General features: G+C 69.4%; 18 protein-coding genes. 10 read left to right on the top strand and 8 right to left on the bottom strand.

The features are described from left to right. The first annotated feature begins 17 nt into the window (after nt 1-17). Together ACWIGU_RS21090 and ACWIGU_RS21085 are read left to right on the top strand one after the other, a co-directional pair. A complete protein-coding gene (locus ACWIGU_RS21090) occupies nt 18-302 on the top strand; it encodes a YggT family protein (protein WP_033318070.1) in 285 nt (94 codons plus the stop codon). Nucleotides 303-348: 46 nt separating this feature from the next. Then, nucleotides 349-1536: a DivIVA domain-containing protein gene (locus tag ACWIGU_RS21085; RefSeq protein WP_356283402.1), complete on the top strand. Its 1188-nt coding sequence runs from the start codon at nt 349-351 to the stop codon at nt 1534-1536. 189 nt (nt 1537-1725) lie between these two features. On the opposite strand, the gene ileS is transcribed toward ACWIGU_RS21085, so the two are convergent. Then, nucleotides 1726-4854 carry an isoleucine--tRNA ligase gene (gene ileS / locus ACWIGU_RS21080; protein ID WP_454402967.1) on the bottom strand — a complete coding sequence of 1043 codons (3129 nt, stop codon included), beginning with the start codon at nt 4852-4854 and terminating at the stop codon, nt 1726-1728. Between the two features lie 384 nt (nt 4855-5238). After that, a complete protein-coding gene (locus ACWIGU_RS21075; RefSeq protein ID WP_100592229.1) occupies nt 5239-5430 on the bottom strand; it encodes a DUF1059 domain-containing protein in 192 nt (63 codons plus the stop codon). Nucleotides 5431-5747: 317 nt separating this feature from the next. On the opposite strand from ACWIGU_RS21075, the gene ACWIGU_RS21070 reads away from it, so the two are divergent. From ACWIGU_RS21070 to ACWIGU_RS21045, 6 genes are all read left to right on the top strand, one after another. Continuing rightward, complete coding sequence (locus tag ACWIGU_RS21070; RefSeq protein ID WP_454402965.1) at nt 5748-6770, top strand: TraR/DksA family transcriptional regulator; 1023 nt, start codon at nt 5748-5750, stop codon at nt 6768-6770. 102 nt (nt 6771-6872) lie between these two features. After that, nucleotides 6873-7454, top strand: coding sequence for a signal peptidase II (gene lspA, locus ACWIGU_RS21065; RefSeq protein WP_356283390.1), 582 nt, complete (start codon nt 6873-6875; stop codon nt 7452-7454). A 75-nt stretch (nt 7455-7529) separates the two neighbouring features. Continuing rightward, the gene (locus ACWIGU_RS21060; protein WP_100592232.1) at nt 7530-8471 is read left to right on the top strand and encodes an RluA family pseudouridine synthase; all 942 of its coding nucleotides are present in this window, start codon (nt 7530-7532) and stop codon (nt 8469-8471) included. Then, the gene (locus ACWIGU_RS21055) at nt 8468-8974 is read left to right on the top strand and encodes a GNAT family N-acetyltransferase (RefSeq protein ID WP_454402962.1); all 507 of its coding nucleotides are present in this window, start codon (nt 8468-8470) and stop codon (nt 8972-8974) included. The genes ACWIGU_RS21060 and ACWIGU_RS21055 overlap by 4 nt, the downstream gene beginning before the upstream one ends. 121 nt (nt 8975-9095) lie before the next feature. Then, nucleotides 9096-10682, top strand: a complete 1587-nt coding sequence (locus ACWIGU_RS21050) for a Na+/H+ antiporter (RefSeq protein ID WP_454402960.1) — start codon at nt 9096-9098, stop codon at nt 10680-10682. Between the two features lie 52 nt (nt 10683-10734). Beyond that, nucleotides 10735-11304 (top strand): dienelactone hydrolase family protein, encoded by a 570-nt coding sequence (locus ACWIGU_RS21045; protein WP_356283383.1) that lies wholly within the window; start codon nt 10735-10737, stop codon nt 11302-11304. Between the two features lie 16 nt (nt 11305-11320). On the opposite strand, the gene ACWIGU_RS21040 is transcribed toward ACWIGU_RS21045, so the two are convergent. The 5 genes from ACWIGU_RS21040 to ACWIGU_RS21020 all read right to left on the bottom strand — a co-directional run bounded on the left by ACWIGU_RS21040 (nt 11321) and on the right by ACWIGU_RS21020 (nt 17411). After that, nucleotides 11321-12319 carry a zinc metalloprotease gene (locus tag ACWIGU_RS21040; RefSeq protein WP_454402958.1) on the bottom strand — a complete coding sequence of 333 codons (999 nt, stop codon included), beginning with the start codon at nt 12317-12319 and terminating at the stop codon, nt 11321-11323. Nucleotides 12320-12636: 317 nt separating this feature from the next. After that, nucleotides 12637-14334 (bottom strand): alkaline phosphatase D family protein, encoded by a 1698-nt coding sequence (locus ACWIGU_RS21035; RefSeq protein ID WP_454402956.1) that lies wholly within the window; start codon nt 14332-14334, stop codon nt 12637-12639. Nucleotides 14335-14442: 108 nt separating this feature from the next. Then, nucleotides 14443-15252 (bottom strand): thioredoxin domain-containing protein, encoded by an 810-nt coding sequence (locus ACWIGU_RS21030; protein WP_454402954.1) that lies wholly within the window; start codon nt 15250-15252, stop codon nt 14443-14445. A 60-nt stretch (nt 15253-15312) separates the two neighbouring features. After that, nucleotides 15313-16002, bottom strand: coding sequence for a hypothetical protein (locus ACWIGU_RS21025; RefSeq protein ID WP_454402952.1), 690 nt, complete (start codon nt 16000-16002; stop codon nt 15313-15315). Nucleotides 16003-16085: 83 nt separating this feature from the next. After that, the gene (locus ACWIGU_RS21020) at nt 16086-17411 is read right to left on the bottom strand and encodes a DUF2252 domain-containing protein (protein WP_454402950.1); all 1326 of its coding nucleotides are present in this window, start codon (nt 17409-17411) and stop codon (nt 16086-16088) included. A gap of 282 nt (nt 17412-17693) precedes the next feature. On the opposite strand from ACWIGU_RS21020, the gene dnaE reads away from it, so the two are divergent. After that, nucleotides 17694-21233: a DNA polymerase III subunit alpha gene (gene dnaE, locus ACWIGU_RS21015; protein ID WP_454402948.1), complete on the top strand. Its 3540-nt coding sequence runs from the start codon at nt 17694-17696 to the stop codon at nt 21231-21233. A gap of 117 nt (nt 21234-21350) precedes the next feature. Here dnaE and ACWIGU_RS21010 read toward each other — a convergent pair whose 3' ends face one another. Next, on the bottom strand, nt 21351-21530 hold the full coding sequence (locus ACWIGU_RS21010) for a hypothetical protein (RefSeq protein WP_326776187.1): 180 nt from the start codon (nt 21528-21530) through the stop codon (nt 21351-21353). A 309-nt stretch (nt 21531-21839) separates the two neighbouring features. Here ACWIGU_RS21010 and ACWIGU_RS21005 point away from each other — a divergent pair, with 309 nt between their 5' ends. Continuing rightward, nucleotides 21840-23165 carry an NYN domain-containing protein gene (locus ACWIGU_RS21005; protein ID WP_454402946.1) on the top strand — a complete coding sequence of 442 codons (1326 nt, stop codon included), beginning with the start codon at nt 21840-21842 and terminating at the stop codon, nt 23163-23165. The last annotated feature ends 13 nt before the right edge of the window (nt 23166-23178 follow it).

Raw genomic sequence — 23178 nt, 5'->3', positions numbered from 1 at the left:
GAGAGGGAACCGCGGACATGAGCGTGGTTTTGGATGTTGTCTACATCGCGCTGATGTGTTTCCTCATCGTGCTGATCTTCCGGCTGGTCATGGACTATGTCTTCCAGTTCGCCCGCTCGTGGCAACCCGGCAAGGCGATGGTGGTCGTACTTGAGGCCACCTACACTGTCACTGATCCACCGCTCAAGCTTCTGCGGCGGTTCATTCCGCCGCTGCGTCTCGGGGGCGTGGCGCTCGACCTGTCCTTCTTCGTACTGATGATCATCGTCTACATCCTGATCTCCGTCGTGAGCCGGCTGTGAACGATACGGTCTTGCCGAATGCCGACGACTACGTTGAGGTGAAGAGATGCCGTTGACCCCCGAGGACGTGCGGAACAAGCAGTTCACGACCGTCCGCCTCCGAGAAGGCTATGACGAGGACGAGGTCGATGCCTTCCTCGACGAGGTCGAAGGCGAACTGACTCGCCTTCTCCGAGAGAACGAGGACCTGCGCGCGAAGCTCGCCGCAGCCACCCGCGCCGCTGCGCAGAACCAGCAGCAGGGGGGCATGCGCAAGCCTCCGGAACCGCAGGACCAGCGCGGTCCCGGTGCGCCGGTGCCCGCCGCAATATCGGGTCCGCAGCCGGTGCAGCCGCAGCAGCAGATGGGTGGCCCCATGGGCGGCCCGCCCCAGCTGCCCAGCGGTGCGCCGCAGCTGCCCGCAGGTCCCGGTGGACACGGTCCGCAGGGTCCCGGTCCGCAGGGTCCCGGTCCGATGGGCCAGGGTCACCCCGGCCAGGGCCACCCCGGGCAGAACCAGCTCGGTCAGGGACAGATGGGCCAGGGCCAGCTGCAGCAGCAGATGGGCGGCCCGATGGGTGGTCCCATGGGTGGTCCCATGGGTGGCCCCATGGGCGGTCACGGTCCGCAGATGCCGCAGCCCGGTCAGGGCCCCGGTGGCGACAGCGCCGCCCGTGTCCTCTCCCTTGCGCAGCAGACCGCCGACCAGGCGATCGCGGAGGCCCGTTCCGAGGCCAACAAGATCGTCGGCGAGGCCCGCAGCCGCGCCGAGGGTCTCGAGCGTGACGCCCGTGCCAAGGCCGACGCCCTGGAGCGGGACGCGCAGGAGAAGCACCGCGTCGCGATGGGCTCCCTGGAGTCCGCCCGCGCCACGCTGGAGCGCAAGGTCGAGGATCTGCGTGGCTTCGAGCGCGAGTACCGCACGCGTCTGAAGTCCTACCTCGAGTCGCAGCTGCGTCAGCTGGAGACCCAGGCCGACGACTCGCTGGCTCCCCCGCGGACGCCGGCCACCGCGTCGCTGCCGCCGTCGCCCGCGCCTTCCATGGCGTCGGCCGGTGCGGGTGCCCCGTCCTACGGCGGCAACCAGACCATGGGTGGCAACCAGCCTCAGGCCGGTCCGTCCTACGGTGGCCAGCAGCAGATGTCGCCGGCGATGACCCAGCCGATGGCGCCGGTGCGGCCGCAGGGTCCCGCGCCGATGCAGCAGGCTCCGTCGCCGATGCGCGGTTTCCTCATCGACGAGGACGACAACTGACGGGCGTGACCACGCCTTAGGCGTCGGCAGCGTTCAAGGGCCGGGCCCCCGGATTTCCGGGGGCCCGGCCCTTTGCCGTCTTCAGGGTGTGCCGGCGAGGTGCAGAAACGTTCATCTGTGCGTGAGTACGAAACGCCGAAGGCCCGGTCCCGCCAAGATCTTTGGCGGGACCGGGCCTTCGGCCGCGGGTTACGCCTTGCGCAGGCGGAACGTGAGGGCGAGCGGCTCGTCCGTGAACGTCTCGCCGTAGGTGTCGTCGGCCGCGCCCTGGGCGAAGTCCGTGGCGAGCACCTCGTCCGCGATCAGCGTGGCGTGCTCGGACAGGGCCGAGACGACCGCGGGCTCCGTGGACGTCCACCGCAGGGCGATCCGGTCCGCGACGTCCAGGCCGCTGTTCTTACGGGCCTCCTGGATCAGGCGGATCGCGTCTCGGGCCAGGCCCGCCTGACGCAGCTCCTCCGTGATCTCCAGGTCGAGCGCCACCGTCGCGCCGGAGTCCGAGGCGACGGACCAGCCCTCGCGCGGGGTCTCCGTGATGATGACCTCGTCGGGGGCCAGCGTGATCGTCTCGCCGTCGACCTCGACCGACGCCGTGCCTTCGCGCAGGCCGAGCGAGAGCGCGGCGGCGTCCGCTTCCGCGACCGCCTTCGCGACGGCCTGGACGCCCTTGCCGAACCGCTTGCCCAGGGCGCGGAAGTTCGCCTTGGCGGTCGTGTCGACCAGGGAGCCGCCGACCTCGGAGAGCGACGCCAGCGAGGAGACGTTGAGCTCCTCGGTGATCTGGGCGTGCAGCTGAGGGCTGAGCGTCTCGAAGCCCGCGGCCGCGACCAGCGCGCGGGACAGCGGCTGACGGGTCTTGACGCCCGACTCCGCGCGCGTGGCGCGGCCCAGCTCGACGAGGCGGCGGACGAGGACCATCTGCCGCGACAGGTCCGGGTCGATGGCGGAGAGGTCCGCCTCCGGCCAGGTGGACAGGTGGACCGACTCGGGGGCGTCCGGCGTGACCGGGACCACCAGGTCCTGCCAGACCCGCTCCGTGATGAACGGCGTCAGCGGCGCCATCAGGCGCGTGACCGTCTCGATGACCTCGTGCAGGGTGCGCAGGGCCCCCTTGTCGCCCTGCCAGAAGCGGCGGCGCGAGCGGCGCACGTACCAGTTCGACAGGTCGTCGACGAACGAGGAGAGCAGCTTGCCGGCGCGCTGGGTGTCGTACGCCTCCAGGGCCTGCGTCACCTGGTCGGTGAGCGCGTGCAGCTCGGAGAGCAGCCAGCGGTCGAGCACGGTGCGCTCGGCGGGGGCCGGGTCGGCCTCACTGGGGGACCAGTCCGACGTACGGGCGTACAGGGCCTGGAAGGCGACCGTGTTCCAGTACGTCAGGAGGGTCTTGCGGACCACTTCCTGGATCGTGCCGTGGCCGACGCGGCGCGCGGCCCAGGGGGAGCCGCCGGCGGCCATGAACCAGCGCACGGCGTCGGCGCCGTGCTGGTCCATCAGCGGGATCGGCTGGAGGGTGTTCCCCAGGTGCTTGGACATCTTGCGGCCGTCCTCGGCGAGGATGTGGCCGAGGCACACCACGTTCTCGTAGGACGACTTGTCGAAGACGAGCGTGCCGACCGCCATGAGGGTGTAGAACCACCCGCGGGTCTGGTCGATGGCCTCCGAGATGAACTGCGCCGGGTACCGGCTCTCGAAGAGCTCCTTGTTCTTGTACGGGTAGCCCCACTGCGCGAACGGCATCGAACCCGAGTCGTACCAGGCGTCGATGACCTCGGGCACGCGCGTGGCCGTCTTCTCGCACTGGGGGCACGCGAAGGTGACCTCGTCGATGAAGGGGCGGTGCGGGTCGAGGTCCGCCAGGTCGGTGCCGGTCAGCTCGCCGAGCTCGGCCAGCGAGCCGACGCAGGTGAGGTGGTCGTCCTCGCAGCGCCACAGCGGGAGGGGGGTGCCCCAGTAGCGGCTGCGGGACAGCGCCCAGTCGATGTTGTTGTTCAGCCAGTCGCCGAAGCGGCCGTGCTTCACGCTCGAAGGGAACCAGTTGGTCTTCTCGTTCTCCTGGAGAAGACGGTCCTTGATCTCCGTGGTGCGGATGTACCAGGACGGCTGCGCGTAGTAGAGCAGCGCCGTGTGACAGCGCCAGCAGTGCGGGTAGCTGTGCTCGTACGGGACGTGCAGGAAGAGCAGGCCGCGGTCCTTGAGGTCCTCGGTGAGCTGTTCGTCCGCCTTCTTGAAGAAGACACCGCCCACGAGCGGGACGTCCTCCTCGAAGGTGCCGTCGGGACGGACCGGGTTCACCACCGGCAGGCCGTACGACTTGCAGACCTTGAGGTCGTCCTCACCGAACGCGGGGGACTGGTGGACGAGACCGGTGCCGTCCTCGGTCGTGACGTAGTCGGCGTTGACCACGTAGTGGGCCTCGGCCGGGAACTCCACGAGCTCGAACGGGCGTTGGTACTTCCAGCGCTCCATCTCGGCGCCGGTGAAGGACTCGCCGGTCCTCTCCCAGCCCTCGCCGAGCGACTTCTCGACGAGGGGCTCGGCGACGACGACCTTCTCGTTGCCGTCCGTCGCGACGACGTAGGTGACGCCGGGGTGCGCGGCGACCGCCGTGTTCGAGACGAGCGTCCAGGGGGTCGTCGTCCAGACGAGGAGCGAGGCCTCGCCGGCCAGCGGACCGGAGGTGAGCGGAAAACGGACGTAGACGGAGGGATCGACGACCGTCTCGTAGCCCTGTGCCAGCTCGTGGTCCGACAGCCCGGTGCCGCAGCGGGGGCACCAGGGGGCGACACGGTGGTCCTGGGTCAGCAGGCCCTTGTTGAAGATCTCCTTGAGCGACCACCACACGGACTCGATGTACGCGGGGTCCATCGTGCGGTACGCGTCGTCGAGGTCGACCCAGTAACCCATGCGGGTCGTCAGGTCGGTGAAGGCGTCGGTGTGCCGGGTCACGGACTCGCGGCACATGGCGTTGAACTCGGCGATGCCGAACGCCTCGATGTCCTTCTTGCCGTTGAAGCCGAGCTCCTGCTCGACCGCCAGCTCCACGGGCAGGCCGTGGCAGTCCCAGCCGGCCTTGCGGGCCACGTGATAGCCGCGCATGGTGCGAAAGCGCGGGAAGACGTCCTTGAAGACGCGGGCCTCGATGTGGTGGGCGCCCGGCATGCCGTTGGCCGTGGGCGGACCCTCGTAGAACACCCACTCGGGGCGTCCCTCGGACTGCTCCAAGCTCTTGGCAAAGATCTTCTGCTCGCGCCAGAAGTCGAGCACGGCGTGCTCGAGGGCGGGCAGGTCGACCTGGGCGGGCACCTGGCGGTACGTCATCGATCTTCCTCCGGCGGACACTGTTTCTTCCGTCTCCGTCGGAGGGACGAGAGCTTCGTCTGTGACATACGCCGTGTGCGGCGCGCTCCCGCGGTACCACCCTCCTTGGCCCTCCGGGGCGCTGACTGCTCCGGTGAGCCCCCTCATTGGGGTCGCGATGCCGGCTCTACTCGCCCCGCGAGCGGGGCTTTCTTCCGGCGGCTCCGGGGTGATCTTCGCGTCGCGCTCGCCCCCGGGCTTCCACCGCCCCCGGGTCGCTCTTGGCTGCGTACGCCGCTACTCGGCCCCATCCACGCTTCTCGCTCCGCCCAGTGTACGGGGCGCGGGCGCACGCGGCCGACCGGTTTTGGGGCGGGCGGCGGCAGGGACCGGGGGCGGCCGGTGTCAGGCGTGCTGGGGGATCTCGTCCTTGAGGTTGCTGCGGATCATGTTCCGCAGCTCGGGGGTGTCGGTGTGACCGTGGACGGACACGGAGTGCTCGGCCGCGGCGCGGACCACCTCGTCCTCCTCACCCGTGATGGCGAGGGTGCAGTTCGTCTCGCTCGGCACGTCACGGCAGTCGACTACTTTGCGCATGATGATGCACCTTCTCTGTTTATGCCTCAGTTTATTCCTCTGAGGTGCTGCCGTGCGGGCCCTTCAGGGCTCTTGCCGGGCTGGTCACGGCCTCGCGGGCTGACCCGAATGGCGACACGGGGCCCGACGGATCGCGGGGCCGGGCGCCTCGGCGGATTACCCGGCGGGGAGCTGGGCACAACGCTTGCAAGTCTGCCGCGCGGGACGTGCGGGGCGGGCGCATCGGGCGGTGTGCCCCGTTGCCGCGGGTCAGAAGTCGATTTATCGTCCCAGCACGATTCGCGAGCAAGATCACAAAATGTGAAGGGGCCGCGGCCATGGTGGCGAAAAAGAGACCGGCGGGGGTGCGTGAGGCGTCCGTCGGCGCGAAGGCCGCGGTCGAGGAAGCGGTGCCTGCGACCGCGTCGGCCGACGCGGTCCCGGCGGCGAAGAAGCGGGCCGCCGGGAAGAAAAGCATCGCGACGAAGACGGTGGCCAAGAAGAGCGCGGCGGCCACGAAGAATGCTACGAAGAGCGCGGGGAGCACGGGTACGAAGAGCGCGGCCGCCAAGAAGACGGCGAAGGCCGCGATGGCGGCGGCCGAGACCGTAACCAAGACCTCCGGTCCCACCAAGACCGCCAACAAGACCGCGCAGTCGGCAAAGGCTGCGAAGTCCACGAAGGCCACGCAGAGCGCGAAGACCGCGCATGCCTCCGGGGAAGCGGAAAGCGCCGTCGCCGAGGAGGGCTCGGCCGGGAGAACGGGCGCCAGGAAGAACGCGGTCAAGAAGGCCACTGGCCACAAGAGCGCACAGAAGAAGGCGGTCGCGTCCGCGGCCGATGGCGCGGCGTCGGCCGCGGAGACGACGGGAGCCACGACTGTGGTTGCGAAGAAGACCCCCGGCACGGCCACGGCGAAGACGTCCCGCGCGGTGCCGAATGCGCGGGTCGCGGCCGTGGAGCCGGGCGAGCTCGCGGTACGGCCGGGCGAGGACCCCTGGACCCCGGCCGAGGTCGCGGAGGCGCGGGCGGAGCTCCAGAGCGAGGCGCTGCGCCTGAACAGCGAGATCGAGTCGTCGGAGAAGGCGCTCGTCGGGCTCATGAGGGACTCCGGGGACGGCGCCGGCGACGACGAGGCGGACACCGGCACGAAGAACATCACGCGGGAGCACGAGCTGTCGCTGGCCGCGAACGCCAGGGAGATGCTCCAGCAGACCGAGCGCGCCCTGGAGCGGCTCGACGCGGGCACGTACGGGATCTGCGAGAACTGCGGGAACCCGATCGGCAAGGCGCGGATGCAGGCCTTCCCGCGGGCGACCCTGTGCGTCGAGTGCAAGCAGAAGCAGGAGCGCCGTTACTGACCCGGCGGCGCGCTCCGTCATGGAGTCGCTCCTGGGCTGCTGAGGGCGTACGTGTGTGCCGTACTCTCGTCCTCAGTCAGGTACCTAGGTTGAGGGACTCACGTGGCAGAGGCGGAGCGCGTCATCGGTACTCCGGACACCCCGGATGCGGGGGCAGACGGGCCGGACAACGGCGGGGAGGCCCAGGAGCGGCCCAAGGGCAAGCGGAAGATCGCCGTGCTGTTCGCGGTGGCCGCCCTCGCGTACGCCCTCGACCTGGTCAGCAAGATGATCGTGGTCGCGAAGCTGGAGCACCACGAGCCGATCGAGCTCCTCGGTGACTGGCTGCGGCTCGAGGCGATCAGGAACGCGGGCGCCGCGTTCGGCATCGGCGAGGCCTTCACGATCATCTTCACCGTGATCGCCGCGGCCGTGATCGTCGTGATCGCCCGGCTCGCCCGCAAGCTCTACAGCCTGCCCTGGGCGATCGCGCTCGGCCTGCTCCTCGGCGGGGCGCTGGGCAATCTCACCGACCGGATCTTCCGTTCGCCCGGCGTCTTCGAAGGGGCCGTGGTCGACTTCATCGCGCCGAAGAGCTTCGCCGTGTTCAACCTCGCCGACTCGGCGATCGTGTGCGGCGGCATCCTGATCGTGCTCCTGTCGTTCCGCGGCCTCGACCCGGACGGGACCGTCCACAAGGACTGAGCGACCAGGGGCTTGCCCCTGGCGTGGTCCGGTAGCGCGGTCCGGAGTGTCGGCGGGCTCCTGCATACTCAATGGGTGAGCACGATTCCCGAGATCCGAACCCTGCCCGTGCCCGACGGCCTGGAGGGCGAGCGCGTAGACGCCGCCATCTCCCGCATGTTCGGCTTCTCCCGCACCAAGGCCGCCGAGCTCGCCGCGGCGGGGAAGGTCGCGGTGGACGGCTCGGTGGTCGGGAAGTCCGAGCGTGTGCACGGCGGTGCCTGGCTCGAGGTGGAGATGCCGCAGGCGCCCGCCCCGGTGCAGATCGTCGCCGAGCCCGTCGAGGGCATGGAGATCGTCCATGACGACGACGACATCGTCGTGATCATGAAGCCGGTCGGCGTCGCCGCGCACCCCAGCCCCGGCTGGACCGGGACGACCGTGATCGGCGGCCTCGCCGCCGCCGGGTACCGGATCTCCACGTCCGGCGCCGCCGAGCGCCAGGGCATCGTCCACCGGCTCGACGTCGGCACCTCCGGCCTCATGGTCGTCGCCAAGTCGGAGCGCGCGTACACGACGCTGAAGCGCCAGTTCAAGGAGCGCGTCGTCGACAAGCGCTACCACTCGCTGGTCCAGGGCCACCCGGACCCGATGAGCGGCACGATCGACGCCCCCATCGGGCGCCACCCGAACCACGACTACAAGTGGGCCGTGACGGCCGAGGGCAAGCCCTCCGTCACGCACTACGACCTCATCGAGGCGTTCCGCGCCGCCAGCCTCCTCGACATCAAGCTGGAGACGGGGCGCACGCACCAGATCCGCGTGCACATGTCCGCCCACCGGCACCCCTGCGTCGGCGACCTGACGTACGGCGCCGACCCGACGCTCGCCAAGCGGCTCGGCCTCACCCGGCAGTGGCTGCACGCCGTGCGCCTCGGCTTCGAGCACCCGGCCGACGGCGAGTGGGTCGAGTTCTCCAGCGAGTACCCCGAGGACCTGCAGACGGCCCTGGACCGCGTCCGGGCTGAGAGCTCGTGACCGCGCCGCAGCCCTCTTGCGCGTACGTGGTGCGGGTCGCCGACAGCGAGGCCGACCGCAAGGCGTGCTTCGCGGTGCGCCAGGAGGTCTTCGTCGTCGAGCAGCGGGTTCCTCAGGAGCTCGAGTACGACGAGTACGACGCCGGTCCCGGCACGGTGCACGTGCTGGCGCTGCGCGCCGACGGTGAGCCGCTCGGCACGGGGCGGCTGCTGACCGGCGCCGCCGCGGTGGCGAAGAACGGCGGGGACGCCGGGGTCGGCGCGCTCGGCCGGCTCGCGGTGGCGAAGGCCGCGCGCGGGCTCGGCGTGGGCGCGGCCCTCGTGCGGGCCATCGAGGACGCCGCGGCGGAGCGTGGGCTCGTCGCCGTGGACCTGCACGCGCAGACACATGCGCTGGGGTTCTACGAGCGCCTCGGCTATGCCGTGTACGGGCCGGAGTTTCCCGACGCGGGGATTCCGCACCGGGCGATGCGGAAGGCGCTGGGGCAGCCGGACGCTCCCTAAGGGGTGTCCGGTCCCGACGGTGCCGACTCGCGCCACAAATCACCACAGAGCGATGTGCGTGGCACGCTGGGGACTTGATCGTCCGATGGCTTGACCGCCGTTACCCGCCGGGGTGCACACCGTGGATCAGTTGGCCCTGCTGTTCGTGCTGTTGCTCGGGGCCGTGCTGAGCGTGCCGCTCGGAGACCGGCTCGGGCTGCCCGCGCCCGTGCTGATGACGCTGCTCGGCATCAGCCTGGCGCTCCTCCCGGCCGTGCCGAACGTCGAGGTCCCGCCCGACCTGATCCTCCCGATCCTGCTGCCGCCCCTGCTCTACGCGGCCGTGAAGCGCACGTCATGGCGACAGTTCGCCGCGAACAAGAGACCGATCTTCCTGCTCGCCGTGGCCCTGGTCTTCGTCACCACGGCGGCCGTCGCGTTCGTCGCCAACGCCATCGTGCCGGGCCTGCCGATCGCCGCGGCCGTCGTGCTCGGCGCCCTCGTCGCACCGCCCGACCCCGTCGCCGCGACCGCGGTGGCCGGCCAACTCGGCCTGCCCCGCCGCCTGGTGTCGACCCTGGAGGGCGAGGGCCTGTTCAACGACGTGACCGCGATCGTGCTCTACCACGTGGCCATCGCCGCCGTCGTGAGCGGCAGTTTCTCGTGGCCGGAGGCCGTCGTCTCGCTGCTCCTGTCCGCCGTCGTGGCGCTCGTCGTCGGGCTCGTGATCGGCTGGACCGCGAACAAGCTGATGGACTTCCTCGACGACTCCACGCTCCAGATCGGCCTGACGCTCCTGATGCCGTACGCCTCGTATGTACTGGCCGAGGAGCTGCACGGCTCCGGGGTGCTCGCCGTACTCGTCACGGCGCTCTTCCTCGCCGAGTACGCGTTCGACGCGGACGACGTCATGACCCGGCTGACCGGCCGCGCCTTCTGGGACATCGTCGACACACTCGTCACCGGAGTCGCCTTCGGCCTCATCGGTCTCGAACTGCACAACGCGATCAGGACCGCGTCCGGCCGCTGGGGCGAGATGCTCGGCTGGGCCGGCACCGTCGTGGCGGTCGTCATCTTCGTACGCCTGCTGTGGCTGCTTCCGGCTACCTGGCTGACGCGGCGTCTGCATGCGCGGCGGGATCTCGACGAGGACATCCCCATCTCCTGGCGCGAGACCGTGATCATGTGGTGGGCCGGAATGCGCGGGGTCGCCTCCGTCGCGCTGGCCCTCGCCATCCCGTTCACGATGGACGACAAGTCACCGTTCCCCGACCGCGACGAGATCGTCTTCATCGCGTTCGGCGTCATCATGGGCACCCTCGTGCTCCAGGGGCTGAGCCTGCCCTGGCTGGTGAAGAAGCTGGGGGTCAAGGCGGACGCCGAGAAGGAGAAGGAGTTCGAGCAGCAGCTCGCGCTCCGCGCGGCCAGGGCCGCCAAGCGTCGCCTCAAGGAGATCGAGGAGGTCGAGGAGCTGCCCGACGACCTCTCCGACCAGATGGCCCGCAGGGCCTACGACATCGGGCTGCGCATCGACCCCGAACTGGGCAGCGAGGAACGCAAGGAGGCCCACGCCAAGCGCTTCTCAAGGATCAGGCGCGTACGCCACATCCAGAACGAGATGCTCTCCGCCGCCCGCCACGAGGTGCTCGCGGCGCGCAGCGAGCCGGGCGCCGACCCCGAGATCGTGGACCGCGTGCTGCGCCACCTCGACGTGCGCAGCCTGCGCTGAGGAGCGCGGCCGCTGACGGTGACGGGCGCCCCCGGATGGCACCATGGGCCCCATGAACATCATGCTTTTCCACTCGACGTACGGCCTGCGTCCCGCCGTCCGTGACGCGGCCGACCGGCTGCGGGCCGCCGGACACGAGGTGTGGACCCCGGACCTCTTCGAGGGCCGCACCTTCGACACCGTCGAGGACGGCATGGCCTTCAACGAGGAGATCGGCAAGGACGAGCTGCTCAAGCGCGCCATCCTCGCCGCCGCTCCGTACTCCGAGCGCGGGCTCGTCTACGCCGGGTTCTCCCTCGGCGCCTCGATCGCGCAGACCCTGGCCCTCGGCGACGACAAGGCGCGCGGCCTGCTGCTCCTGCACGGCACCTCGGACATCGCCGAGAACGCCTCCGTCGACGAGCTGCCCGTACAGCTGCACGTCGCCGAGCCCGACCCGTTCGAGACGGACGACTGGCTGAGCGCCTGGTACCTCCAGATGGGCCGGACCGGCGCCGACGTGGAGGTCTACCGGTACGCGGGCGCCGGCCACCTCTACACCGACCCCGAACTGCCGGACTACGACGCGGAGGCGGCCGAGGCCACCTGGCGGGTGGCGCTCGGCTTCCTCGATTCGCTCTAGGCCGTACCGCGGTCCGCTAGCCCGCGCGGTACGCCGTCCAGCTGTCCTTCATCCGCTGCACCTGGCCCGCGGTGAACTGGTACATGCAGGAGTCGTACGTGTAGTCCATGAAGTTGTGGATCGGGTCGACACCCGTCTTGTTGGTGCAGGTGTCGCGCCCGGTCGGGCACTGGAAAGCGGCGCTCTTCTCGGCCGGGGTGTCGGAGACGTAGTCACCGTTGCCGTTACAGCCGCCCTGGAACGTGTGGTACAGCCCCATCCAGTGGCCGATCTCGTGGGTGCCGGTGTCGCCCTCGTTGTAGTTGGTGGCCGAGCCGCCCGGGAGCGAGGTGTCGAGGATGACCACGCCGTCGTCGGACGGGTTCGACTTGTACGAGGACGGGAAGGTCGCCCAGCCGAGCAGGTCCTGGCCGAGGTTGGCCGTGTAGAAGTTGAGCGCGTTCGCGCCGCCCTTGCGGAGCGTGGACTTCATGGACTTCTCGGCGGCGGAGCCCGGCGTGATGCCGTTGTACCAGGCGGCGTTGTCCGTGTAGTCGGTGCCGGCCAGGGTGAACTGGAAGCCCGAGTCGTTGTTGCCGGTGCCCTGGCCGCTGTAGGCCGCGTTCAGGACGTCGATCTGCTTGGTGATGTCGGTCGCCGAGAGGTTGCCGGTCGCGCCGTCGTGGATGACGTGGACGTAGACCGGGATCGTGGTCGACGCGGCGGCGAGGCCTCTGGAGAGCGTGCCGTCGGCGCGCATCCTGTCGAGTCTGCGCTGCAGGTCCGCGTCCATGGACTTGGCCTTGGCCGCGCTGACCTCGTTCGGCTCCTGCGCGTGACCGGCGCCGGTGGGCTTCTTCTCGCGTGCCACGGCGTTGCCGCTGTCGGCGCACTTCTGCGCGGAGGCCGAGGCCTTGGCGGTCGCGGCGCTGCCCGACGGTGCGGACAGCGGGGCGATGGCCAGGGTTCCGGCCACCAGCGCGGTGCCGATCAGCCGGCGGCGCATCAGCGGAGATATTCGGGCAAGCGTGGTCATGCGGACTCCTCGCGGACGGGTGGGTGAGGAACTTCCTCGCCGCCGCGGGGAGATTACGTGGCCATGTCAGTCCTTGAAGAGCGAAGTTCTGGCCCAATCAACTACCGCTCTTCCTCCGGCAATTCGGGGCAACGGGAAGAAATTTTCGCGTGGCGTCCGGAGTTTGGGATCCGTACGTAACGGGAGCGGTTACCGCGGCGGGCGGTGTGTCCGCATTCGATCCGCGGACAGCACCACCCGCCGTAGTGCTGTGATCTGTTCTTAACGCGCCGACGAGTGGCCGGAATTGGCCCCTTGTCCGCCACGCGAAGTCCGGGTCAGCGCACCGGCGTGTTCACCCGCTCGACCTTCTGCGTGCCGCTGAGCGTGCGGTAGGAGCGCGCCCAGGAGGTCGTCGCGGCCGGATCCTTGCGGTCGGAGACGACGTAGTAGTCCATCTGCGAGCGCTCGACGGTGACGTCGAGGACGCCGTAGCCGTGCGCGTCCATGTCCAGCCACTTCACATGCCGGTTGGCCGCCTTGATGGCGCCCTCCGCCACCGTCGAGATGGTGTTCGGAGCCACGTGCAGGATGTCGTCGAGGTTGTCGGAGGTCACCGACGTGACGACGAACTCCGTGGCCGCGGACGGGGAGAGCGGATACGTTCCGGCCGTCACCGGCACGTCGTTCGCCCAGGCCATGTGGATGTCGCCGGTGAGGAAGACCGTGTTGCGGATCGCCTTGTCCCGCAGGTGCGCGATCAGCTCCTTGCGGTCGTGCGTGTAGCCGTCCCACTGGTCGACGTTGATCGCGAGGCCGCCGGTCGGCAGGCCGAGCAACTCGGCTAGCGGCTCCAGCAGATGGGCGGGCAGCGAGCCGAAAGCGACCGGCGAGATCATCACCGAGGTGCCGACCAGCTTCCACGAGGCGTCCGACGCGGCCAGGCCCGCCTTCAGCCAGTCGAGCTGGGCGCGGCCGGTGATCGAGCGCTCGGGGGAGTCCACGTCGCCGTTGCCGACGGTCGACTGCTGCGAGCGGAACGAGCGCAGGTCGAGCAGGTGCAGATCGGCCAGCTTGCCGAAGCGCAGGCGGCGGTAGACCGTGCCCGCGGTGGACGGGCGCACCGGCATCCACTCGAAGTAGGCCTGCTTGGCGGCCTGCTGGCGTGCGGCCCAGTCGCCCTCGGTGCCGGGTGTGTGGTTCTCGGCGCCGCCCGACCAGGCGTCGTTGGCGAACTCGTGGTCGTCCCAGATGGCGATCAGCGGGTGCGCGGCGTGCACGGCCATCACGTCGGCGTCGGTCTTGTGCAGGCCGTGGCGCACGCGGTAGTCGGCGAGCGTGAGGATCTCGTGCCGCGGCTCGTGCTGCCGGACGACGTACTTGGCCTCGGGGTACTCGCCGGTCTTGTACTCGTAGATGTAGTCGCCGAGATGGAGGACGGCGTCCAGGTCGGTGCGGGCGGCGAGATGGCGGTACGCCGAGAAGTAGCCGGCCTCCCAGTTGGAGCACGAGACCACGCCGAACCGGACCCCGGCGGCCTGCGCGTCGAGCGCGGGCGCCGTGCGCGTGCGGCCCACGGGGGAGAAGGCGCTCTGAGCGCCTTCTACGGAGAAGCGGAAGTAATAGACGCTCGCAGGGAGCAGGCCCCTTACGTCGGCCTTGACCGTGTGGTCGGCGGACGCCCGGGCCGTGGTGGTGCCGTGGGCGACGACCTGGCGGAAGTCCTTGTCCTGCGCGACTTCCCAGCGGACGTCCGTGTCGGGGCCCTTCCCGGAGCCGGGCGCGGCATCGGGGGTGGGCGTCACGCGCGTCCACAGGAGGACGCCGTCGGGCAGCGGGTCGCCCGACGCGACGCCGTGCAGGAAGGCGGGCCCGTCGGCCGCGTGGGCGGCGGGCGCGGTGGCGAGCGGGGCGAGGGCTGCGGCGCCGGCCGTGGCGGCGGCGGCCTTCACGACCGAACGGCGGCGCGGGGCAAGGGAATCGGCCGTCCCGGCTGCGGTGCCGAGAGGTCTGTCTATCTTGAGTCGACTGGTCACGAGCGATCACATTACTGACCAGTAAAAGCAAAGTGTGGGCGAACTCCGAAGAGTTCGCCCACACTTCGACGGCGCGTCAGCCGGCAGAGCAGTCCGCCGGCAGGACCGTCAGGCCTTGAGGGCCTTGTCGATCGCGGTCGTGTAGTCGGCCACCGTCATCGGGGCGTTCCCGTCGGGCCCGGTGAGGGTCTTGCCGTCCATCTTGAGGGTCGGCGTGCCCTTGACGTCGCTGTCGTCGAACTTCTTCGACATGGTCAGCGCCCACTTGTCGTAGGTGCCGTCCTTGACGTCCTTCTGGAACGCCTTGTTGTTCTTGAGGGCGTCGACGGTGTTCGCCACCTTGATCAGGTAGGCGTCCTTCTTGAACTTGTCGTCCCTCTCATCGGGGTGGTTCGCCTTCGAGTACAGCGCGGTCTTGTACTCGAGGAACGCCTCCGGGCTGACGTTCAGCGCGGCGCCCAGGGCGCTGAGGGCGTTCTTGGAGCCCTCGCCGTTGTCGCTGTTGTCGATGAACGTCGCACCGATGTACTGGATCTTGTACTTGCCGGCCTCGACGTCCTTGTCGACGTTCGAGCCGACGGTCTGCTCGAAGGTGGCGCAGATCGGGCAGCGCGGGTCCTCGTACATCTCGAGGGTCTTCTTCGCGCTGTCCTTGCCGATGACGACCGTGGTCCCGTTCTTGCCCGACGAGTTCGCGGGCGCGACCAGCTTGTCGTCCTTCGCGGCCTCCCAGTAGCTGGGCTTGTTGGCCTGCATCACGGCGAAGCCGATGCCGCCGGCGATCGCCAGGACGGCGACGATGGCACCGGCGACGGTCACCTGCCGCTTCGCCTTCTCCTTCTTGGCCTGCTTCTCGCGCTCGACGCGAAGCCGCTCCCGGGCGGCCCTCTTCGCGGCCTGGCTGTTCCTCTGGCTCATGATCGTTCTCCGTGTGGGTTCTGCGAAGTCTTCGGGGGGACTGCTGTGCCGGGCCCGGCCTCAGGCGGCCAGGGCCACGCACGGCGGTCCGCGCCGTCCCACGGAGTGCGCCCACAGCTGCGTACGCGCGGCGCGCACCCGGCGCGAGGGGCGCCGCGGCAGGCGGCGTACGGGCTCCAGGTGGGCCCGTACCGCGGCGAAGGCGATCAGCAGCGGCCGGAAGGTGAACCCGGCGACCGCGCGCAGCAGCTGGGCCAGCGCCTGCTCGCCGCGGCGCAGCCAGGCGGCGGCAAGAAGGCCGACGGCGACATGTGCGCCGAGGAGCAGCCAGGCGGCTGCCGGATCGGTGTGCGCGAGGAGCGTGGCGGCCTTGTCGGTGTGTCCGCCGGTCATGCGGGCCAGCGGCGCACCGAGGCCGCCGCCGCACAGGACGTCGAGGCCGACCGCGCGCAGCGGCCCGGCGACGGGCCCGCCCGCCGCGCCGTAACAGACGTGCTGACCCGTGGTGAACACCGTGTCGGCGGCCAGCTCCAGCGGGACGAGCAGGGCGGCGATCCGGCCGAAGCTCCGCTCGCGCCCCGCCAGCGCGTACGCGAGGACGAAGACGGCGAAGGCCGTGGCCGCCACCGTCACCACCGGAAGGGGGACCCGGGACAGCAGGACGTGCGACGCGGCGGAGAGCGTCACGACGAGCGCCGTGAAGAGCGCCGCGCGCACGGCTCTGAGCTGGGTCCCGGATATGTCGTCCATCGCGGAGGAGTGTGCCATGCGTTCCTGTAAGAGACCCCTAAAGGGTCGCTGTGTGTTACGGGAGCGTTGTCGGCCCCTGCGGCCTACAGGCCCGGGATCCGGCCGTTGCGGAAGAGGTCGACGAAGATCTGGTGGTCCGCACGCGCGCGTGCCCCGTAGTCGTGCGCGAAGTCGACCAGCAGACCGGCGAAGCCGTCCTCGTCCGCCGCGATGGCCGCGTCGATGGCCCGCTCCGTGGAGAACGGCACCAGGGACTGCCCGGACAGGTCGTCGGCCGCCGCGTGCATCGTCGCCGTGGCCCGGCCGAGGTCGGCGACGACCGCCGCGATCTCGTCCAGGTCGTCGATGTCCGACCAGTCGAGGTCCACCGCGTACGGCGACACCTCGGCGACCAGCTGCCCCGAGCCGTCCAGCTCGGTCCAGCCCAGCCACGGGTCCGCGTGCGCCTGGAGAGCGCGCTGAGAGATGACCGTGCGGTGGCCCTCGTGCTCGAAGTAGTCCCGGATCGCCGCGTCCGTGATGTGCCGCGACACGGCCGGGGTCTGCGCCTGCTTGAGGTAGATCACGACATCGTTCTCCAGGGCGTCGCTGTTGCCCTCCAGAAGGATGTTGTACGAGGGCAGGCCCGCGGAGCCGATGCCGATGCCGCGCCGCCCCACGACGTCCTTCACGCGGTACGAGTCGGGGCGGGTCAGGGACGACTCGGGGAGCGTCTCCAGGTACCCGTCGAAGGCCGCGAGGACCTTGTAGCGCGTGGCCGCGTCGAGCTCGATGGAGCCGCCGCCGGGCGCGAAGCGGCGCTCGAAGTCACGGATCTCCGTCATCGAGTCGAGCAGCCCGAAGCGCGTCAGGGAGCGGGCGTCGCGCAGCGCGTCCAGGAGCGGGCCCTCGGCGGTGTCCAGGGTGAAGGGCGGCACCTCGTCGTTCTTCGCGCCCGTCGCCAGCGCGTGGATCCGCTCGCGGTACGCGCCGGCGTATGTGCCCACCAGCTCGGTGATCTGCTTGTCACTGAGTGCCTTGGAGTAGCCGATCAGCGCCACGGAGGCGGCGAAGCGCTTGAGGTCCCAGGTGAAGGGGCCGACGTACGCCTCGTCGAAGTCGTTCACATTGAAGATCAGGCGGCCCGTGGAGTCCATGTACGTGCCGAAGTTCTCCGCGTGCAGATCGCCGTGGATCCACACCCGGCCCGTGCGGTCGTCCAGGTACGGGCCGCCGTGCCGCTCGCGCTCCAGGTCCGCGTAGAACAGGCACGCCGTGCCGCGGTAGAACGCGAAGGCGGACGAGGCCATCTTCCGGAACTTGACCCGGAACGCCGCGGGATCGGCGGCCAGGAGCTCGCCGAACGCGGTGTCGAAGACGGTGAGGATCTGCTCGCCGCGCTGCTCAGCGGTGGGCTGCGGGACCGACATCGCGGGGTGCCTCCTGGTGCGGACTGTGCCGTCGGGGGTGACGGCGGACGGTGACCGTGGATCGTGACGTGGGGGACAGCTGTCCTGCTCTGTCCAACGCACGACCGTACCCCCGAGTGCCCGCCCTTCCACCACCCGACCTCTGCCCTCATCGGGACGCTGCGCGTCGCAGTGTTCATCTCGGATGTCAGTGGCCACCCGTAGACTTCCAAGCTGTCCCCCGAGACCGACCGCTGCCCGTCACCGGTCCGTTTCCGTCCGTTCTCGTTGGAGGCCGAAGTCGTGTCAAAGCCGCCGTTCACGCACCTGCACGTCCACACCCAGTACTCGCTGCTGGACGGTGCCGCGCGGCTCAAGGACATGTTCAACGCCTGCAATGAAATGGGCATGACGCACATCGCCATGTCCGACCACGGCAACCTCCACGGGGCGTACGACTTCTTCCACTCGGCGAAGAAGGCGGGCGTCGTCCCGATCATCGGGATCGAGGCGTACGTCGCCCCCGAGTCCCGGCGCAACAAGCGCAAGGTCCAGTGGGGCCAGCCGCACCAGAAGCGGGACGACGTCTCCGGTTCGGGCGGTTACACCCACAAGACGATCTGGGCGGCGAACAGCACGGGCCTGCACAACCTCTTCAAGCTGTCCTCGGACGCGTACGCGGAGGGCTGGCTGACGAAGTGGCCGCGCATGGACAAGGAGACGATCTCCCAGTGGTCGGAGGGGCTCATCGCCTCGACCGGCTGCCCGTCCGGTGAGCTCCAGACGCGCCTTCGCCTCGGCCAGTTCGACGAGGCGGTCAAGGCGGCGGCCGAGTACCAGGACATCTTCGGCAAGGACCGGTACTTCCTGGAGCTGATGGACCACGGCATCGACATCGAGCGCCGGGTCCGCGACGACCTGCTGCGGGTCGGCAAGAAGCTCGGCATCCCGCCCCTGGTGACGAACGACTCGCACTACACGTACGCGCACGAGGCGACCGCGCACGACGCCCTGCTGTGCATCCAGACCGGCAAGAACCTCTCGGACCCGGACCGCTTCCGCTTCGACGGCACGGGCTACTACCTCAAGACGACCGACGAGATGTACGCCATCGACTCCTCGGACGCCTGGCAGGAGGGCTGCGCCAACACGCTCCTGGTCGCCGAGCAGATCGACACCACGGGCATGTTCGAGAAGCGCGACCTGATGCCCAAGTTCGAGATCCCGGACGGCTTCACCGAGGTCACCTGGTTCCAGGAAGAGGTCCGGGTCGGCATGAACCGCCGCTACCCGGGCGGCGTCCCCGAGGACCGGCAGAAGCAGGCCGAGTACGAGATGGACATCATCATCCAGATGGGGTTCCCGGGGTACTTCCTGGTCGTCGCCGACTTCATCATGTGGGCCAAGAACAACGGGATCGCGGTGGGCCCGGGCCGTGGTTCGGCGGCCGGTTCGATCGTCGCGTACGCCATGGGCATCACCGACCTCGACCCGATCACGCACGGACTGATCTTCGAGCGGTTCCTCAACCCCGAGCGCGTCTCCATGCCCGATGTCGACATCGACTTCGACGAGCGCAGGCGCGTCGAAGTGATCAGGTACGTGACCGAGAAGTACGGCGCCGACAAGGTCGCCATGATCGGCACCTACGGCAAGATCAAGGCCAAGAACGCGATCAAGGACTCCGCGCGCGTCCTCGGCTACCCGTACGCGATGGGCGACCGCCTCACCAAGGCGATGCCCGCCGACGTCCTCGGCAAGGGCATCGACCTCTCGGGCATCACCGACCCCGCCCACCCGCGCTACAGCGAGGCGGGCGAGATCCGGGGGATGTACGAGAACGAGCCGGACGTCAAGAAGGTCATCGACACCGCCAAGGGCGTCGAGGGCCTGGTCCGGCAGATGGGCGTGCACGCCGCCGGCGTCATCATGTCCAGCGAGCCCATCGTCGACCACGCCCCGCTCTGGACGCGGCACACGGACGGCGTGACCATCACGCAGTGGGACTACCCGCAGTGCGAGTCGCTCGGCCTGCTGAAGATGGACTTCCTCGGCCTGCGCAACCTCACGATCATGGACGACGCCGTCAAGATGGTGAGGGCCAACAAGGGCGTCGACCTGGAGATGCTCAGCCTGCCGCTGGACGACCCCAAGACGTACGAGATGCTCTGCCGCGGTGACACGCTCGGCGTGTTCCAGTTCGACGGCGGCCCGATGCGCTCCCTGCTCCGCCAGATGCAGCCCGACAACTTCGAGGACATTTCCGCCGTCTCGGCCCTGTACCGCCCGGGCCCGATGGGAATGAACTCGCACACGAACTACGCGGAGCGCAAGAACGGGCGCCAGGAGATCACCCCGATCCACCCGGAGCTCGAAGAGCCGCTGAAGGAGACCCTGGGTCTCACCTACGGCCTCATCGTGTACCAGGAGCAGGTGCAGAAGGCCGCCCAGATCATCGCCGGCTACTCGCTCGGCGAGGCCGACATCCTGCGCCGCGTGATGGGCAAGAAGAAGCCCGAGGAGCTGGAGAAGAACTTCGTCCTCTTCCAGGCCGGCGCCAAGAAGAAGGGCTTCTCCGACGCGGCGATCCAGGCCCTGTGGGACGTCCTGGTGCCGTTCGCCGGATACGCGTTCAACAAGGCACATTCCTCCGCGTACGGCCTCGTCACCTACTGGACCGCCTACCTCAAGGCGAACTACCCGGCCGAGTACATGGCCGCGCTGCTCACGTCGGTGAAGGACGACAAGGACAAGTCCGCGGTCTATCTCAACGAGTGCCGCCGCATGGGCATCAAGGTCCTCCCGCCGAATGTGAACGAGTCCGAGCACAACTTCGCCGCCCAGGGCGACGACGTGATCCTCTTCGGCCTCTCCGCCGTCCGTAACGTCGGTACGAACGTGGTCGAGTCGATCATCCGCAGCCGCAAGGCGAAGGGGAAGTACGCCTCCTTCCCCGACTACCTCGACAAGGTCGAGGCCGCCGCGTGCAACAAGCGCACCACGGAATCGCTGATCAAGGCAGGCGCGTTCGACACGATGGGGCACACCCGCAAGGGCCTCACCGCACAGTACGAGCCGATGATCGACAACGTCGTACAGGTCAAGCGCAAGGAGGCCGAGGGCCAGTTCGACCTCTTCGGCGGCATGGGCGAGGAGGACAGCAGCGAGCCGGGCTTCGGGCTCGACGTCGAATTCTCCGAGGACGAGTGGGAGAAGACGTATCTCCTCGCCCAGGAGCGCGAGATGCTCGGCCTGTACGTCTCCGACCACCCGCTGTTCGGACTCGAGCACGTGCTGTCCGACAAGGCGGACGCGGGCATCGGCCAGCTCACCGGCGGCGACTACTCGGACGGGTCGATCGTCACCATCGGCGGCATCATCTCCGGCCTCCAGCGCAAGATGACCAAGCAGGGCAACGCCTGGGCCATCGCGACCGTCGAGGACCTGGCCGGCTCCATCGAGTGCATGTTCTTCCCGGCGACGTACCAGCTGGTGTCGACCCAACTCGTCGAGGACGCCGTCGTGTTCGTCAAGGGCCGCCTCGACAAGCGCGAGGACGTGCCGCGCCTCGTCGCGATGGAACTCATGGTCCCCGACCTGTCGAACGCCGGGACCAACGCGCCCGTGACGATCACCATCCCCACGGTGAAGGTGACCCCGCCGATGGTCAGCAGGCTCGGCGAGATCCTCAGCCACCACAAGGGCAACAGCGAGGTGCGGATCAAGCTCCAAGGGGCCCGTAAGACAACGGTGCTGCGGCTCGACCGGCATCGCGTGCAGCCCGATCCCGCGCTCTTCGGCGACCTCAAGGTGCTGCTCGGGCCGTCCTGCCTGGCGGGCTGAGGCGGCGGGCCGCGAGGCCTGAGGCGTGGGTGGTTACGTGAGTGAGGGGCGTTCCCGGAAGATTCCGGGAACGCCCCTCACCGTGTGCCCTAAGGGCTACCTGCCTTGCGGAAGGCGTCAGTTGTGGCCGAAGCGGCGCTGGTGCTTACGGGCAACATCCGCGGGGGTGCCCTGAGCCTGCGACTGCATCTCCGACTGGGCTTCCATACCGGCCGACTTGGCCTTCTCGGACGCCTGCTCGGAGGCGGAAGCGCGGCTGCGCTGGTCGCCCTGCTTACGGTTCTTGTTCTTGGCCATGGTGACTGCCTCCTGCGGGGGGTCTAGGGGCCAGGGCCGGATTCAGATTCACATATGCTGACGGGGCACGCATTTCAGAGAATTACCGTGCGTAATAAGCGCTGTCAGGGCGTTGTCGGAGCCGCATCGGGAGTTCTGTGAGCGGGCGGCCTCGGGAATTTCGTCCGGATCCGCCACGCCGAAGATCGAGTTCGGGCCGTTAACCTCCGCGTGGTCGGGCAGACTCGAAGGAAACCCGAAGCGAACCCGCGATCGTCGACACCGTGGGACCTCCGGACGCCGGTAATTCAGCGAAAGAGGGTGGATCGCGTGGACCGTTGCATCGTCCTGGTGGACGCCGGTTACCTGCTGGGGGCCGCCGCGAGTCTCCTCGCGGGGGAGCCGTCCCGGTCCCGGATCACCGTCGATCACGTCGCCCTCATCCAGGGGCTGCGTGAGCGCGCCGAATCCGACACCGAGCGGCCACTTCTGCGGATCTACTGGTTCGACGGGGCGCCGGACCGGGTGCCCCAGCCCGAGCACCGCCGGCTCCGCGTGATGCCCCGCGTGACCGTGCGGCTCGGTGCGCTGACACGGAGCGACGGGCGGTGGGCGCAGAAGGGGGTCGACGCGGCGATGCACGCCGAGCTGACCGAACTCGCCCGTAACCGCGCCTGCTCCGACATCGTGCTCGTCACCGGCGACGGCGATCTGCTGCCCGGCATGATGGCCGCGAAGGAGCACGGGGTCGCCGTGCATCTGTGGGCCGTGCAGGCCGCTGACGGCGACTACAACCAGTCCGAGGACCTCGTCGCCGAGGCCGATGAGCGGCGCGTGCTCGACCGGGCCTGGATCACCAAGGCCGTGCGGGCCAAGGAAGTCGGCGGGATCTGTGCGCCGCAGCCCGCTCCGCGGCCGGAGATCGCGGCGATTCTGTCCGCGCCGCTGCCCGAGTCGGCGCTCGCCTCCGCGGCGGACCACTCCGCGGATCTGTCCGATGTGCCGGGGGGTGGCGGCGCCTCGGTCTCCGGCGGGGTGCCGGGGGGCGCGGCGGGCGGTGACGGTGCCGATCATGGTGTGGCCGCGCGTGAAGGTGACGGGGGAGGGACCGAGGACGAGCGGGGTGGCGTGGGGAAGGGCGTGCCCACGCCCAAGGACCTCGCGGCCCTGCGGGGGCCCGGTGCCGCTCCTGGGCTCGGCGCGCATCCTCATGTCCACCCCGCGCAGCACCCCGCCAACGCGACGCTGCGGTGGTCGTCCGACAAGGGGTGGGTCGAGCGGCCCGGGGGCGTGGGGGAGTCCGCGGACGCGGCGTCCCTGCCGACGCTGGCGCAGCTGACCACCGCGGAGCAGCGGTGGGCCGACCGCGAGGAGGACATCACCACCGTCGGAGGTGACCCCTTCGAGGTGGGGCAGGTGTTCGCCCGGCGTTGGATGGAGCGGCTGGGGGACCGGGTGGAGTTGCAGAAGCTGTCCACCATGTATCCCCGGGTGCCGCATCGCATTGACGGGGAACTGCTGCGGTATGCCGCGCGGTTCGGGCTCCTTGCCCATAAGGACGATCAGATCGACGAGCACGATCGGTATGCGATCCGGGCCGGGTTCTGGCGCGAGGTTGATGTGCGCAGCTCCGCGGAGCGGGTGACTGCGGAGTAGTCGGGGCGGGGCG

It is taken from the genome of Streptomyces sp. NPDC055400 (assembly GCF_053644375.1).
The sequence above is the reverse complement of the archived record's forward strand: the minus strand, read 5'-3'. Positions and strand labels throughout refer to the sequence as shown.

Coding starts and splice junctions, on each gene's coding strand:
- ACWIGU_RS21090 (WP_033318070.1), top strand. CDS start 18: ATGAGCGTGGTTTTGGATGTTGTCTACATCGCGCTGATGTGTTTCCTC.
- ACWIGU_RS21085 (WP_356283402.1), top strand. CDS start 349: ATGCCGTTGACCCCCGAGGACGTGCGGAACAAGCAGTTCACGACCGTC.
- ileS (WP_454402967.1), bottom strand. CDS start 4,854: ATGACGTACCGCCAGGTGCCCGCCCAGGTCGACCTGCCCGCCCTCGAG.
- ACWIGU_RS21075 (WP_100592229.1), bottom strand. CDS start 5,430: ATGCGCAAAGTAGTCGACTGCCGTGACGTGCCGAGCGAGACGAACTGC.
- ACWIGU_RS21070 (WP_454402965.1), top strand. CDS start 5,748: ATGGTGGCGAAAAAGAGACCGGCGGGGGTGCGTGAGGCGTCCGTCGGC.
- ACWIGU_RS21045 (WP_356283383.1), top strand. CDS start 10,735: ATGAACATCATGCTTTTCCACTCGACGTACGGCCTGCGTCCCGCCGTC.
- ACWIGU_RS21040 (WP_454402958.1), bottom strand. CDS start 12,319: ATGACCACGCTTGCCCGAATATCTCCGCTGATGCGCCGCCGGCTGATC.
- ACWIGU_RS21030 (WP_454402954.1), bottom strand. CDS start 15,252: ATGAGCCAGAGGAACAGCCAGGCCGCGAAGAGGGCCGCCCGGGAGCGG.
- ACWIGU_RS21025 (WP_454402952.1), bottom strand. CDS start 16,002: ATGGACGACATATCCGGGACCCAGCTCAGAGCCGTGCGCGCGGCGCTC.
- ACWIGU_RS21020 (WP_454402950.1), bottom strand. CDS start 17,411: ATGTCGGTCCCGCAGCCCACCGCTGAGCAGCGCGGCGAGCAGATCCTC.
- ACWIGU_RS21010 (WP_326776187.1), bottom strand. CDS start 21,530: ATGGCCAAGAACAAGAACCGTAAGCAGGGCGACCAGCGCAGCCGCGCT.